Source organism: Rhizobium sp. GW821-FHT14E12, assembly GCF_058803745.1.
In genome coordinates this window covers 24,197-39,221 of the sequence record NZ_JBXAPH010000004.1, presented here as the reverse complement: position 1 = coordinate 39,221, position 15,025 = coordinate 24,197, and the positions used below count along the sequence as shown (strand labels likewise).

The window sequence follows — 15,025 nt, the reverse complement described above, 5'->3', positions numbered from 1 at the left end:
GCAATCCGTGCTGAGCGGTTTTCGGTTGGTTAGACGAGATTGAACTACTCATTGATTGACGGGATCGCCTGGCCAGCGGTTCCCGTCCGTTGCAGGCCCGGGTGCAGAATTTAGAGGAGCGACGATGGCTCAGACCCTTTCGTTCAATGGTCGTAGGCGCGTACGCAAGTTTTTTGGTAAGATTCCCGAAGTCGCAGAGATGCCGAACCTCATCGAGGTTCAAAAGGCATCCTACGATCAGTTCCTTATGGTCGAAGAGCCGAAGGGCGGCCGCCCAGACGAAGGTCTTCAGTCCGTCTTCAAGTCGGTTTTTCCGATCACCGATTTCTCCGGCGCTTCGATGCTGGAGTTCGTATCCTATGAATTCGAGCCGCCGAAGTTCGACGTCGATGAGTGCCGCCAGCGCGACCTGACCTACGCTGCGCCGCTGAAGGTTACTCTCCGTCTGATCGTGTTCGATATTGACGAGGATACCGGCGCGAAGTCCATCAAGGACATCAAGGAACAGAGCGTTTACATGGGCGACATGCCGCTCATGACGAACAACGGTACGTTCATCGTGAACGGCACCGAGCGCGTTATCGTGTCGCAGATGCACCGTTCGCCGGGCGTCTTCTTCGACCACGACAAGGGCAAGAGCCATTCTTCCGGCAAGCTGCTCTTCGCTGCCCGCGTCATCCCGTATCGCGGTTCCTGGCTCGACATCGAATTCGACGCCAAGGACATCGTTTACGCCCGTATCGACCGCCGCCGCAAGATTCCGGTGACGTCGCTGCTGATGGCGCTCGGCATGGATGGCGAAGAAATCCTGTCGACCTTCTACACGAAGTCGCTTTACGAGCGCTCCGGCGACGGCTGGCGCATTCCCTTCAACGCGGAAACGCTGAAGGGCGCCAAGACCGTTACCGACATGATCGACGCCGACACCGGCGAAGTCGTGGTCGAAGGCGGCAAGAAGCTGACCCCGCGTCTGCTGCGTCAGCTGCAGGACAAGGGCCTCAAGGCCCTGAAGGCCACCGACGAAGACCTCTATGGCCTCTTCCTGGCGGAAGACATCGTCAACTTCCAGACCGGCGAGATCTATCTCGAAGCCGGCGACGAAATCGACGAGAAGACCCTGCCGGTTATCCTCAAGGCTGGTTTCGACGAAATTCCGGTTCTCGGCATCGACCATATCAATGTCGGCGCCTACATCCGCAACACGCTGTCCGCCGACAAGAACGAGAACCGTCAGGACGCTCTGTTCGACATCTATCGCGTCATGCGTCCGGGTGAACCGCCGACCATGGATTCAGCCGAAGCCATGTTCAACTCGCTGTTCTTCGATGCGGAGCGTTACGACCTTTCCGCCGTTGGCCGCGTGAAGATGAACATGCGTCTCGACCTCGAAGTGGCCGACACCGTTCGTGTCCTGCGCAAGGACGACATCTTGGCCGTGGTCCGGATGCTGGTCGAACTGCGCGACGGCAAGGGCGAAATCGACGACATCGACAACCTCGGCAACCGCCGCGTTCGCTCGGTCGGCGAACTGATGGAAAACCAGTACCGTCTCGGCCTGCTCCGCATGGAGCGCGCGATCAAGGAACGTATGTCCTCGATCGAGATCGACACGGTCATGCCGCAGGATCTGATCAACGCCAAGCCGGCTGCCGCCGCCGTTCGCGAATTCTTTGGCTCCTCGCAGCTGTCGCAGTTCATGGACCAGGTGAACCCGCTTTCGGAAATCACCCACAAGCGCCGTCTTTCGGCTCTTGGCCCGGGTGGTCTGACCCGCGAGCGCGCAGGCTTCGAAGTCCGCGACGTGCATCCGACCCACTACGGTCGTATTTGCCCGATCGAGACGCCAGAAGGCCCGAACATCGGTCTTATCAACTCGCTGGCGACCTTCGCCCGGGTGAACAAGTACGGCTTCATCGAAAGCCCTTATCGTCGCATCATCGACGGCAAGGTGACCACCGATGTGCTCTACCTCTCCGCCATGGAAGAGGCGAAGTACTACGTTGCCCAGGCAAACGCCGAGCTTGATGCCGAAGGCTCCTTCATCGAGGAATTCGTCGTCTGCCGTCATGCCGGCGAAGTCATGCTCGCTCCGCGCGACAACATCAACCTGATGGACGTCTCGCCGAAGCAGCTGGTTTCCGTTGCTGCCGCTCTGATCCCGTTCCTGGAAAACGACGACGCCAACCGCGCGCTTATGGGCTCGAACATGCAGCGTCAGGCCGTGCCGTTGCTGCGCGCCGAAGCTCCGTTCGTCGGCACCGGCATGGAGCCGGTCGTTGCTCGTGACTCCGGCGCCGCCATCGGTGCCCGTCGCGGCGGCGTGGTCGACCAGGTCGACGCGACGCGTATCGTTATCCGCGCCACCGAAGACCTCGATCCGTCGAAGTCCGGCGTCGATATCTACCGCCTGATGAAGTTCCAGCGTTCGAACCAGAACACCTGCGTCAACCAGCGCCCGCTGGTCACCGTCGGTGACTTCGTCAACAAGGGCGATATTCTGGCTGACGGTCCGTCGACGGATCTCGGCGATCTGGCGCTCGGCCGTAACGTGCTCGTCGCGTTCATGCCGTGGAACGGCTACAACTACGAAGACTCGATCCTGCTCTCCGAGCGTATCGTTGCCGACGACGTGTTCACCTCCATCCACATCGAAGAGTTCGAAGTGATGGCGCGCGACACCAAGCTCGGTCCGGAAGAAATCACCCGCGACATTCCGAACGTTTCGGAAGAAGCGCTGAAGAACCTGGACGAAGCCGGCATCGTTTACATCGGCGCTGAAGTTCAGCCGGGCGATATCCTCGTCGGCAAGATCACGCCGAAGGGCGAAAGCCCGATGACGCCGGAAGAAAAGCTTCTGCGCGCCATCTTCGGTGAAAAGGCGTCCGACGTTCGCGACACCTCCATGCGTATGCCGCCCGGCACCTACGGTACGGTCGTCGAAGTTCGTGTCTTCAATCGTCATGGCGTTGAGAAGGACGAACGCGCCATGGCAATCGAGCGCGAAGAGATCGAACGTCTCGCCAAGGACCGCGACGACGAGCAGGCGATCCTCGACCGTAACGTCTACGGCCGTCTGATCGAAATGCTCCGCGGCCAGGTGGCACTTGCTGGCCCGAAGAACTTCAAGAAGGGCACGGAACTTTCCAACGCCGTCGTCTCCGAATATCCGCGTTCGCAATGGTGGATGTTCGCCGTCGAGGACGAGAAGGTTCAGGGCGAGCTCGAAGCTCTGCGCGGCCAGTACGACGAATCCAAGTCGCACCTCGAACAGCGCTTCATGGACAAGGTCGAAAAGGTCCAGCGCGGCGATGAAATGCCTCCGGGCGTCATGAAGATGGTCAAGGTCTTCGTCGCTGTGAAGCGCAAGATCCAGCCGGGCGACAAGATGGCCGGCCGTCATGGCAACAAGGGTGTCGTATCGCGCATCGTGCCGGTCGAAGACATGCCGTTCCTCGAAGACGGTACGCATGTCGACATCGTGCTCAACCCGCTCGGCGTGCCTTCGCGTATGAACGTCGGTCAGATCCTCGAGACGCATCTGGGCTGGGCTTGCGCCGGCATGGGTCGTCAGATCGGTGAACTGATCGAAGCCTATAAGGCGAACGGCAACATCGAGCCCCTGCGCAAGACGATCGACATGGTCGTCGGCGACGGCCCGAAGAGCGACGACGTTCACAACTACGACGATGAGTCGGTTCTGCGCTTGGCGGACCAGTGGAAGCGTGGCGTGTCCATCGCGACCCCGGTCTTCGACGGTGCCGGCGAAGCCGATGTCAACGAGATGCTCGCCATGGCAGGTCTGAAGGAGACTGGTCAGTCGACGCTCTATGACGGTCGTACCGGCGAACAGTTCGACCGCCAGGTCACGGTTGGTTACATCTACATGCTGAAGCTCAACCACTTGGTCGACGACAAGATCCACGCCCGTTCGATCGGTCCTTACTCGCTCGTTACCCAGCAGCCGCTGGGCGGCAAGGCGCAGTTCGGCGGTCAGCGCTTCGGCGAAATGGAGGTCTGGGCGCTCGAAGCTTACGGTGCAGCTTACACGTTGCAGGAAATGCTCACGGTCAAGTCGGACGACGTGGCCGGCCGCACCAAGGTCTACGAAGCGATCGTCCGTGGCGACGACACCTTCGAAGCGGGCATTCCGGAAAGCTTCAACGTTCTCGTCAAGGAAATGCGGTCGCTGGGTCTCAGCGTCGAACTGGAAAACTCCAAGGTCGACGATCTGCAGGCAGCTGGCCAGCTTCCGGACGCAGCCGAGTAACAGTCGACAGGGTGCGCGCTGTCCGTCAGCGCGCACCGTTCTTGCCTTCGCCCGATTTCGTGTAGCGCAGGCAAGAACGTTTTCGCCGCATTTAGCGGTTATTGTCGTTTTAACGCGTCAGTCCGGTTCCCGGGAATTTGCCGGCGCTGATTGCAGTTCGAGGGCGCATAGCCCCAAAAGGAGACAGGCATGAACCAAGAGGTCATGAATCTTTTCAATCCGCAGGTGCCTGCACAGAACTTCGATTCCATCCGGATTTCGATCGCATCGCCGGAGAAGATTCTTTCCTGGTCTTATGGTGAGATCAAGAAGCCGGAGACGATCAACTATCGCACGTTCAAGCCGGAACGCGATGGTCTCTTCTGCGCGCGAATCTTCGGGCCGATCAAGGATTACGAGTGCCTGTGCGGCAAGTACAAGCGCATGAAGTACAAGGGCATCATCTGCGAAAAGTGCGGCGTCGAAGTGACGCTGTCGCGCGTTCGCCGTGAGCGCATGGGCCATATCGAGCTTGCCGCTCCCGTTGCCCACATTTGGTTCCTGAAGTCCCTGCCGAGCCGCATTTCCACGCTGCTCGACATGACGCTGAAGGATGTCGAGCGCGTCCTCTACTTCGAAAACTACATCGTCACCGAGCCGGGCCTCACCGCCCTCAAGGAGCATCAGCTCCTCTCGGAAGAAGAGTACATGCTCGCCGTCGACGAATATGGCGAAGATCAGTTCACCGCCATGATCGGCGCAGAAGCGATTTACGAGCTTCTGGCCAGCATGAACCTCGAGAAGATCGCCGGCGATCTGCGGGCCGAACTTGCTGAGACCACGTCGGATCTCAAGCAGAAGAAGCTGATGAAGCGCCTGAAGATCGTCGAGAACTTCATGGAATCCGGCAACCGCCCGGAATGGATGATCATGAAGGTCGTCCCGGTCATCCCGCCGGACCTGCGTCCGCTGGTGCCGCTGGACGGCGGCCGTTTCGCGACGTCGGATCTGAACGATCTGTACCGCCGCGTCATCAACCGTAACAACCGTCTGAAGCGCCTGATCGAACTGCGCGCTCCGGGCATCATCATCCGCAACGAAAAGCGCATGCTGCAGGAATCTGTCGATGCGCTCTTCGACAACGGCCGCCGCGGCCGCGTCATCACCGGCGCCAACAAGCGTCCGCTGAAGTCGCTGTCCGACATGCTCAAGGGCAAGCAGGGCCGCTTCCGTCAGAACCTGCTCGGCAAGCGCGTCGACTATTCCGGCCGTTCGGTCATCGTGACCGGTCCGGAACTGAAGCTTCACCAGTGCGGCCTGCCGAAGAAGATGGCGCTCGAGCTGTTCAAGCCGTTCATCTACGCCCGCCTCGACGCCAAGGGTTATTCCTCGACCGTCAAGCAGGCCAAGAAGCTGGTTGAAAAGGAAAAGCCGGAAGTCTGGGATATCCTCGACGAGGTCATCCGCGAGCATCCGGTTCTCCTGAACCGCGCACCGACGCTGCACCGCCTGGGCATCCAGGCCTTCGAACCCATGCTGGTCGAAGGCAAGGCCATCCAGCTGCATCCGCTCGTCTGCACGGCCTTCAACGCCGACTTCGACGGTGACCAGATGGCCGTTCACGTACCGCTGTCGCTTGAAGCCCAGCTTGAAGCGCGCGTGCTGATGATGTCGACCAACAACATCCTGCATCCGGCAAACGGGGCACCGATCATCGTTCCGTCGCAGGACATGGTTCTCGGTCTCTACTATCTGTCGATCCTGAACCAGAACGAGCCGGGCGAAGGCATGGCCTTCTCCGACCTCGGCGAGCTGCATCACGCTCTTGAAAACAAGGTCGTGACGCTGCACTCGAAGATCCGCGGCCGCTTCAAGTCGGTTGACGAGGAAGGCAAGGCCTACTCGAAGATCTATGAAACGACCCCGGGCCGTCTGCTCATCGGCGAACTGCTGCCGAAGCACGGCAAGGTGACCTTCGACATCTGCAACCAGGAAATGACCAAGAAGAACATCTCCAAGATGATCGACACGGTCTACCGCCATTGCGGCCAGAAGGACACGGTCATTTTCTGCGACCGTATCATGCAGCTCGGCTTTGCCCATGCTTGCCGCGCCGGCATTTCGTTCGGCAAGGACGACATGGTCATTCCGGACACCAAGGCGAAGATCGTCGGCGATACTGAATCGCTCGTGAAGGAATACGAGCAGCAGTACAATGACGGTCTGATCACCCAGGGCGAAAAGTACAACAAGGTTGTCGACGCCTGGGGCAAGGCCACGGAAAAGGTCGCTGAGGAAATGATGGCCCGCATTAAGGCCGTCGAATTCGATCCGGCGACCGGTCGTCAGAAGCCGATGAACTCGATCTACATGATGAGCCATTCGGGCGCCCGCGGTTCTCCGAACCAGATGCGTCAGCTGGGCGGCATGCGCGGCCTCATGGCCAAGCCGTCGGGCGAAATCATCGAGACACCGATCATCTCGAACTTCAAGGAAGGCCTGACCGTTAACGAGTACTTCAACTCGACGCACGGTGCCCGTAAGGGTCTGGCAGACACCGCCTTGAAGACTGCAAACTCCGGTTACCTGACCCGCCGTCTCGTCGACGTCGCGCAGGATTGCATCGTCACGCACGTCGATTGCGGCACCGACAAGGGCCTCACCATGACCGCCATCATCGATGCCGGTCAGGTCGTTGCCTCCATCGGCGTCCGTATTCTCGGCCGTACGGCGCTGGACGACATCGATCATCCGGTCACGGGTGAGCGTATCGTTGACGCCGGCCGCATGATCCTGGAACCGGATGTCATCGAGATCGAAAAGGCTGGTATCCAGTCGATCCGTATCCGTTCGGCGCTGACCTGCGAAATCCAGACGGGCGTTTGCTCGATCTGCTACGGCCGCGACCTCGCGCGCGGTACGCCGGTCAACCTCGGTGAAGCTGTCGGCGTTATCGCCGCTCAGTCGATCGGTGAGCCGGGCACGCAGCTGACCATGCGTACCTTCCACTTGGGCGGCACGGCGACCGTGGTCGACCAGTCGTTCCTGGAAGCGTCGTATGAAGGCACGGTGCAAATCAAGAACCGCAACATGCTGCGCAACTCCGATGGCATCCTGGTTGCCATGGGCCGCAACATGGCCGTCCAGATCCTGGATGAACGTGGCGTCGAACGCTCCTCGCAGCGTGTCGCTTACGGCTCCAAGATCTACGTCGACGAAGGCGACAAGGTGAAGCGCGGCCAGCGTCTGGCGGAATGGGATCCTTACACCCGTCCGATGATGACGGAACTTGCCGGTACGGTTCAGTTCGAAGACGTCATCGACGGTCTCTCGGTTCTCGAAGCGACCGACGAGTCGACCGGTATCACCAAGCGTCAGGTTATCGACTGGCGTTCGACACCGCGTGGTTCGGACCTGAAGCCGGCGATCGTCATCAAAGACGCCAGCGGCAATGTTGCCAAGCTGTCGCGTGGTGGTGAAGCCCGCTTCCTGCTCTCGGTTGACGCGATCCTGTCCGTCGAACCGGGTCAGAAGGTATCCCAGGGTGACGTTCTTGCCCGCTCGCCGCTGGAAAGCGCCAAGACCAAGGACATCACCGGCGGTCTGCCGCGTGTTGCCGAACTGTTCGAAGCCCGTCGTCCGAAGGACCACGCCATCATCGCAGAGATCGATGGTACGATCCGCCTCGGCCGCGACTACAAGAACAAGCGCCGCGTCATCATCGAGCCGGCGGAAGACGGTGTCGAGCCGGTCGAATACCTGATCCCGAAGGGCAAGCCCTTCCACCTTCAGGAAGGCGACTATATCGAAAAGGGTGACTACATCCTCGACGGTAACCCGGCTCCGCACGACATCCTGGCGATCAAGGGCGTGGAGGCTTTGGCCTCTTACCTGGTCAACGAAATCCAGGAAGTCTACCGCTTGCAGGGCGTTGTCATCAACGACAAGCACATCGAAGTGATTGTCCGTCAGATGCTGCAGAAGGTGGAAATCACCGATGCGGGCGACAGCCATTACATCGTCGGCGACAATGTCGACCGTATCGAGCTGGACGACAACAACGACCGCCTGATCGAAGAAGGCAAGAAGCCTGCCTACGGCGATCCGGTTCTGCTCGGCATCACCAAGGCGTCGTTGCAGACCCCGTCCTTCATCTCCGCCGCGTCCTTCCAGGAAACGACGAAGGTGCTGACGGAAGCTGCGATCGCCGGCAAGACCGACGGCCTGCAGGGCCTGAAGGAAAATGTCATCGTCGGCCGCCTCATCCCGGCCGGTACCGGTGGTACCATGACGCAGATCCGCCGCATCGCGACGGCTCGCGACGAGCTGATCCTGGAAGAGCGCCGCAAGGGCACGGGTTCCGCCGTCGCCACGCCGATGCTCCAGGACATGGCAGGCGAAAGCGCTCCGGCCGCTGAATAAGCGGCTATAGCCAGCACAAATCAAAACCGCCCGGAGCGATCCGGGCGGTTTTTTGCATTTTTGATATGTGAAGAGGAGAGGGCGGTCGCTCTGAAACGCCGCCCGAGCAATGGCTCAGCGGAAGCGGATGATCGCCACTTCGCCTTCCAGCGCGCCCTGATAGGCGGAGGCATGCGGTTCTTCGTCCGGCACGTCCGTCAGCATGCCGATCTGATCGAGGTCGGCCTCGATGAAGCCTTCCTCCGCAAGGGCGTTTAGCGCCTCGCGCACGGCGGTATCGTCATCCGGTGCCTTCAGCATGACATGCAGGTCGACGCCTTCGCTGCCGTCGGTCTCATATCCCTTGCCGATGATGATGAAGACCATGGGGCCGTCAAGATTGTTGTCGTTGTCTGGCGAAGTAATCATGAGTCGTCCTTCGGAAGTTTCGATTCGGTGGGGCGATTCTCTCTATCTGCCGCCGCCGTACCGTGAAATTGTCATTCTGTGATTCCTTATAGGGATTTTGGCGAAATACCCAAGTCTATCTTGTCTGAGGGGCGCCATTTCGTTAACGAATACACCAAAGGGCTGGTTTGCAGGGCCTTTTAGGGCTTTGTGACAAAGATAATTCCTTAACCGGCCTTGACGAACCGGCGGGAAACCAGTAGTTACGCCGCCATCGGACCCATGTGAGGCATGGCCATTCGGAGCGACACGCTCTGGAGTTCACCTCAAACAAGGTTCAAAACGCACGTTGAAGACAAGAATGCTGCACGCAAGACGCCATTTTCGGTGTCCTCTGCTTTTCTGTGGTCCATCTGCGAAAGCGGATCGGGCCACGTTTTGCGCATTGAGACGATCGTGTGTCGTTGCCGGAGACGGCGAGAGTTAAGCCCGCAAGGGTGTTAAGATAGATTTACAAGGGATGGTTGAATGCCTACCGTAAACCAGCTGATCCGCAAGCCTCGCCAGGCGCAGGTAAAGCGTAACAAGGTTCCCGCTCTCCAGGAGAACCCGCAGAAGCGCGGCGTTTGCACCCGCGTCTACACGACCACGCCGAAGAAGCCGAACTCGGCTCTGCGTAAGGTCGCCAAGATCCGTCTGACCAACGGCTTTGAAGTCATTGGTTATATCCCCGGTGAAGGCCACAACCTTCAGGAACACTCTGTCGTCATGATCCGTGGCGGCCGCGTAAAGGACCTTCCGGGCGTTCGTTACCACATCATCCGCGGCGTTCTCGATACCCAGGGTGTCAAGAACCGCAAGCAGCGCCGTTCCAAGTACGGTGCGAAGCGTCCGAAGTAATTCGGTTTTAGATCATCCGGCGCTGCGCGAGGTTCTCCGCGTGATAAAGCGCCGCTAACAAGTTGAGAGACGAGAAGTATGTCCCGACGTCACAGAGCAGAAAAGCGTGAGATCAACCCGGACCCGAAGTTCGGCGATCTTATCGTTACCAAGTTCATGAATGCCATCATGCTGGACGGCAAGAAGTCCGTTGCAGAAAGCATCGTATACGGCGCATTCGACGCCGTGCAGGGCAAGGCAAAGCAGGAGCCGCTCGGCGTGTTCCATCAGGCTTTGGATAACATCGCTCCGCACGTTGAAGTCCGTTCGCGCCGCGTCGGTGGTGCAACCTACCAGGTTCCGGTCGATGTTCGTCCCGAGCGTCGTCAGGCTCTTGCCATTCGCTGGCTGATCACTGCTGCTCGCAAGCGCAATGAAACCACCATGGTCGACCGTCTCTGCGGCGAACTTCTTGATGCCTCCAACAACCGCGGCTCTGCCGTCAAGAAGCGCGAAGACACGCACAAGATGGCTGACGCCAACCGTGCGTTCTCGCATTATCGCTGGTAATCCCGAACGGTATCCGAAAGGCAGTCCATTATGGCTCGCGAATATAAAATCGAAGACTACCGCAATTTCGGTATCATGGCGCACATCGACGCCGGCAAGACCACGACCACCGAGCGTATTCTTTACTACACCGGCAAGTCGCACAAGATCGGCGAAGTCCACGACGGCGCAGCCACCATGGACTGGATGGAGCAGGAGCAGGAGCGTGGCATCACGATCACCTCCGCTGCCACCACGACCTACTGGAAGGGCCGCGACGGCAAGACTCGCCGCTTTAACATCATTGACACCCCCGGCCACGTCGACTTCACCATCGAAGTCGAGCGTTCGCTGCGCGTTCTCGATGGCGCCATCGCGCTGCTCGATGCCAACGCCGGCGTTGAGCCGCAGACGGAAACCGTCTGGCGTCAGGCTGAGAAGTACAATGTCCCGCGGATGATCTTCTGCAACAAGATGGACAAGACCGGCGCTGACTTCTACCGTTCGGTCGAGATGATCAAGACCCGCCTCGGCGCCACCGCTGTTGTCATGCAGCTGCCGATCGGCGCGGAAACCGAGTTCAAGGGCGTCATCGACCTGGTCGAGATGAATGCTCTCATCTGGCGCGACGAATCTCTCGGCGCTCAGTGGGACGTCGTCGAAATCCCGGAAGACATGAAGGCGAAGGCTGCTGAATATCGCGAAAAGCTGATCGAGACCGTTGTCGAGATCGACGAAGCCGCGACCGAAGCCTACCTCGAAGGCAACCTGCCTGACAACGATCAGATCCGCGCGCTTGTTCGTCGTGGCACGATCGACGTCAAGTTCCATCCGATGTTCTGCGGCACTGCCTTCAAGAACAAGGGTGTTCAGCCGCTGCTCGACGCCGTTGTCGACTACCTGCCGTCGCCGCTCGACATTCCGGCGATCAAGGGTATCGACTTCAAGACCGAAGCCGAAATCGAACGTCATGCTGACGACAGCGAGCCGTTGTCCATGCTGGCGTTCAAGATCATGAACGACCCCTTCGTCGGTTCGCTGACTTTCGCCCGCATCTACTCCGGCAAGCTCGAAAAGGGCACGTCGGTTATCAACACGGTCAAGGACAAGCGCGAGCGCGTCGGCCGTATGCTGCAGATGCACTCGAATTCGCGTGAAGACATCGAAGAAGCCTTCGCTGGCGACATCGTTGCTCTGGCCGGCCTCAAGGAAACCACCACTGGCGATACGCTCTGCGATCCGCTGAAGCCGGTTATCCTCGAGCGCATGGAATTCCCGGAGCCGGTCATTCAGATCGCGATCGAGCCGAAGACCAAGGGCGACCAGGAAAAGATGGGCCTCGCGCTCAACCGTCTGGCTGCTGAAGATCCCTCCTTCCGCGTGAAGACTGACCAGGAATCGGGTCAGACGATCATCGCCGGCATGGGTGAACTTCACCTCGACATTATCGTCGACCGCATGCGTCGTGAATTCAAGGTTGAAGCAACTGTCGGCGCGCCGCAGGTTGCCTACCGCGAAACCATCACGCGTCAGACGGAAAAGGACTACACCCACAAGAAGCAGTCGGGTGGTACCGGTCAGTTCGCTCGCGTCAAGATCGTGTTCGAACCGAACCCCGATGGCGACGACTTCAAGTTCGACTCCAAGGTCGTTGGCGGTTCTGTTCCGAAGGAATACATTCCGGGCGTTCAGAAGGGCATCGAAAGCGTTCTGTCCTCCGGTCCGCTGGCTGGCTTTCCGATGCTCGGCGTCAAGGCGACGCTCATCGACGGTGCGTTCCATGACGTCGACTCGTCGGTTCTGGCCTTCGAAATCGCTTCCCGCGCTTGCTTCCGTGAAGCAGCCCGTGAAGCTGGTGCTCAGCTCCTCGAGCCGATGATGAAGGTCGAAGTCGTAACGCCGGAAGATTACGTCGGCGACGTCATCGGCGATCTGAACTCGCGTCGTGGCCAGATCCAGGGCCAGGAAGCTCGCGGTATCGCTGTTGTCATCAACGCGAACGTTCCGCTGGCAAACATGTTCAAGTACGTCGACAACCTGCGCTCCATGTCTCAGGGCCGTGCACAGTACACGATGACCTTCGATCATTACGCGCCGGTTCCGTCGAACGTCGCACAGGAAATCCAGGCAAAGTATTCCGGTCAGAAGTGACCGGAATACCAATTGACCGATAACAAGAAATGATCCCTTCGGGGACAAGAAGAACGGAGAGCCGAAAATGGCAAAGAGTAAGTTTGAGCGCAATAAGCCGCACGTTAACATCGGCACGATTGGCCACGTTGACCACGGCAAGACGTCTCTGACGGCAGCGATCACGAAGTACTTCGGTGAGTTCAAGGCGTATGACCAGATCGACGCTGCACCGGAAGAAAAGGCTCGCGGCATCACGATTTCGACGGCACACGTTGAATATGAGACGCCTGCTCGTCACTACGCCCACGTCGACTGCCCCGGCCACGCTGACTATGTGAAGAACATGATCACGGGTGCTGCACAGATGGACGGCGCGATCCTGGTTTGCTCGGCAGCTGACGGCCCGATGCCGCAGACGCGCGAACACATCCTGCTCGCCCGCCAGGTTGGCGTTCCGGCGATCGTTGTGTTCCTGAACAAGGTCGACCAGGTTGACGACGCCGAGCTTCTGGAGCTCGTAGAGCTTGAAGTTCGCGAACTTCTGTCGTCCTACGACTTCCCGGGCGACGATATCCCGGTGATCAAGGGTTCGGCGCTTGCTGCTCTTGAAGATTCGGACAAGAAGATCGGCGAAGATTCGATCCGCGAGCTGATGGCTGCTGTTGACGCCTACATCCCGACGCCTGAGCGTCCGATCGACCTGCCGTTCCTGATGCCGATCGAAGACGTGTTCTCGATCTCTGGCCGTGGTACGGTTGTTACGGGCCGCGTCGAGCGTGGTATCGTCAAGGTTGGCGAAGAAGTCGAGATCGTCGGCATTCGTCCGACCTCGAAGACGACGGTTACCGGCGTTGAAATGTTCCGCAAGCTGCTCGATCAGGGCCAGGCAGGCGACAACATCGGCGCGCTGGTTCGCGGTGTTAACCGTGACGGCGTCGAGCGTGGCCAGATCCTGTGCAAGCCGGGTTCTGTGAAGCCGCACAAGAAGTTCATGGCCGAAGCCTACATCCTGACGAAGGAAGAAGGCGGCCGTCATACGCCGTTCTTCACGAACTACCGTCCGCAGTTCTACTTCCGCACGACGGACGTGACGGGTATCGTGACGCTTCCGGAAGGCACGGAAATGGTTATGCCTGGCGACAACATCACTGTTGAAGTCGAGCTGATCGTTCCGATCGCGATGGAAGAAAAGCTGCGCTTCGCTATCCGCGAAGGCGGCCGTACCGTCGGCGCCGGCATCGTCGCCAGCATCGTTGAGTAATTAGGCGGCTGGGCCAAAGCCCGGAGATTAAGGATAGGGACACCGAAACTGGTGTCCCTCTCGATCTTTGAAACCGGTGGCCCGCCTCGAGTAACTAAAGTTAAAGACGTGTCTCTTAGAGAGGCGCGCAGGTAACAGACACAAGGATAAAGTCGAATGAACGGCCAGAATATCCGCATCCGCCTTAAGGCGTTCGATCATCGGATTCTCGACGCTTCCACGCGCGAGATCGTATCGACGGCTAAGCGCACCGGTGCTAGCGTCCGGGGCCCCGTTCCACTTCCGACCCGTATCGAGAAGTTCACGGTTAACCGGTCCCCGCACATCGACAAGAAGAGCCGCGAGCAGTTCGAGATGCGCACGCATAAGCGCCTTCTCGACATCGTTGACCCGACCCCGCAGACGGTAGACGCGCTGATGAAGCTCGATCTCGCCGCCGGTGTCGATGTTGAGATCAAGCTCTGAGACCTCTGGTTCTCGAGCTGAGTGAGAAGGATTGAACCGATGCGTTCAGGTGTGATTGCACAGAAGGTGGGAATGACCCGCGTCTATAACGACGCCGGCGAGCATGTCCCGGTAACCGTATTGCGTATGGAAGGCTGCCAGGTCGTAGCCCAGCGCACAGTAGAAAAGAATGGCTACACCGCAGTTCAGCTCGGTGCTGGCCAGGCTAAGGTCAAGAACACGTCGAAGGCCCTTCGCGGTCACTTCGCCGTTGCCAGCGTTGAGCCGAAGGCCAAGCTCGTTGAATTCCGTGTTTCGGACGACAACCTGCTTGAAGTCGGCACCGAGATCAAGGCAGCTCACTTTTCGGCGGGTCAGCTCGTCGATGTGACCGGCACGACGATCGGTAAGGGCTTTGCCGGCGCCATGAAGCGCCACGGCTTCGGCGGTCTGCGCGCCACGCACGGTGTGTCGGTTTCGCACCGCTCGCACGGTTCGACCGGCTCGCGCCAGGATCCGGGCAAGGTGTTCAAGAACAAGAAGATGGCTGGTCACATGGGCCAGACGCGCGTCACGACGCAGAACCTCGAAGTGGTATCGACCGACGAAGATCGCGGTCTGATCCTCGTCAAGGGCGCAGTTCCCGGCTCCAAGGGTGCCTGGATCATCGTACGCGATGCCGTCAAGTCGGCAGCGAAGTAAGG

9 protein-coding genes are annotated in these 15,025 nt (G+C 59.3%); 8 read left to right on the top strand and 1 reads right to left on the bottom strand.

Annotation, left to right across the window (positions count from 1 at the left end; genetic code table 11):
- The first annotated feature begins 124 nt into the window (after window positions 1-124).
- Window positions 125-4,267, top strand: a complete 4,143-nt coding sequence (gene rpoB / locus AC1RO0_RS17040) for a DNA-directed RNA polymerase subunit beta (protein ID WP_498594057.1) — start codon at window positions 125-127, stop codon at window positions 4,265-4,267.
- Window positions 4,268-4,456: 189 nt separating this feature from the next.
- A complete protein-coding gene (gene rpoC, locus AC1RO0_RS17035) occupies window positions 4,457-8,668 on the top strand; it encodes a DNA-directed RNA polymerase subunit beta' (RefSeq protein ID WP_498594056.1) in 4,212 nt (1,403 codons plus the stop codon).
- A 114-nt stretch (window positions 8,669-8,782) separates the two neighbouring features.
- On the opposite strand, the gene AC1RO0_RS17030 is transcribed toward rpoC, so the two are convergent.
- Window positions 8,783-9,076 carry a hypothetical protein gene (locus AC1RO0_RS17030; protein ID WP_034518456.1) on the bottom strand — a complete coding sequence of 98 codons (294 nt, stop codon included), beginning with the start codon at window positions 9,074-9,076 and terminating at the stop codon, window positions 8,783-8,785.
- 507 nt (window positions 9,077-9,583) lie between these two features.
- Between AC1RO0_RS17030 and rpsL the strand changes: the two genes are divergently transcribed.
- From rpsL to rplC, 6 genes are all read left to right on the top strand, one after another.
- On the top strand, window positions 9,584-9,955 hold the full coding sequence (rpsL, locus tag AC1RO0_RS17025) for a 30S ribosomal protein S12 (protein ID WP_003507760.1): 372 nt from the start codon (window positions 9,584-9,586) through the stop codon (window positions 9,953-9,955).
- 78 nt (window positions 9,956-10,033) lie between these two features.
- Window positions 10,034-10,504, top strand: a complete 471-nt coding sequence (gene rpsG / locus AC1RO0_RS17020; protein ID WP_007702208.1) for a 30S ribosomal protein S7 — start codon at window positions 10,034-10,036, stop codon at window positions 10,502-10,504.
- 30 nt (window positions 10,505-10,534) lie between these two features.
- Window positions 10,535-12,634, top strand: a complete 2,100-nt coding sequence (gene fusA / locus AC1RO0_RS17015) for an elongation factor G (RefSeq protein WP_498594055.1) — start codon at window positions 10,535-10,537, stop codon at window positions 12,632-12,634.
- A gap of 67 nt (window positions 12,635-12,701) precedes the next feature.
- Window positions 12,702-13,877: an elongation factor Tu gene (gene tuf / locus AC1RO0_RS17010; RefSeq protein ID WP_012651262.1), complete on the top strand. Its 1,176-nt coding sequence runs from the start codon at window positions 12,702-12,704 to the stop codon at window positions 13,875-13,877.
- A gap of 156 nt (window positions 13,878-14,033) precedes the next feature.
- Window positions 14,034-14,342: a 30S ribosomal protein S10 gene (gene rpsJ, locus AC1RO0_RS17005; protein WP_003547547.1), complete on the top strand. Its 309-nt coding sequence runs from the start codon at window positions 14,034-14,036 to the stop codon at window positions 14,340-14,342.
- 39 nt (window positions 14,343-14,381) lie between these two features.
- Window positions 14,382-15,023 carry a 50S ribosomal protein L3 gene (rplC, locus tag AC1RO0_RS17000; RefSeq protein WP_007690750.1) on the top strand — a complete coding sequence of 214 codons (642 nt, stop codon included), beginning with the start codon at window positions 14,382-14,384 and terminating at the stop codon, window positions 15,021-15,023.
- Window positions 15,024-15,025: the final 2 nt, after the last annotated feature.

Excerpts from the sequence above, each read along its gene's own strand:
- tuf (WP_012651262.1), top strand. The coding sequence starts at position 12,702 with ATGGCAAAGAGTAAGTTTGAGCGCAATAAGCCGCACGTTAACATCGGC.
- rpsG (WP_007702208.1), top strand. The coding sequence starts at position 10,034 with ATGTCCCGACGTCACAGAGCAGAAAAGCGTGAGATCAACCCGGACCCG.
- fusA (WP_498594055.1), top strand. The coding sequence starts at position 10,535 with ATGGCTCGCGAATATAAAATCGAAGACTACCGCAATTTCGGTATCATG.
- rpsJ (WP_003547547.1), top strand. The coding sequence starts at position 14,034 with ATGAACGGCCAGAATATCCGCATCCGCCTTAAGGCGTTCGATCATCGG.
- rplC (WP_007690750.1), top strand. The coding sequence starts at position 14,382 with ATGCGTTCAGGTGTGATTGCACAGAAGGTGGGAATGACCCGCGTCTAT.
- AC1RO0_RS17030 (WP_034518456.1), bottom strand. The coding sequence starts at position 9,076 with ATGATTACTTCGCCAGACAACGACAACAATCTTGACGGCCCCATGGTC.
- rpoC (WP_498594056.1), top strand. The coding sequence starts at position 4,457 with ATGAACCAAGAGGTCATGAATCTTTTCAATCCGCAGGTGCCTGCACAG.
- rpoB (WP_498594057.1), top strand. The coding sequence starts at position 125 with ATGGCTCAGACCCTTTCGTTCAATGGTCGTAGGCGCGTACGCAAGTTT.
- rpsL (WP_003507760.1), top strand. The coding sequence starts at position 9,584 with ATGCCTACCGTAAACCAGCTGATCCGCAAGCCTCGCCAGGCGCAGGTA.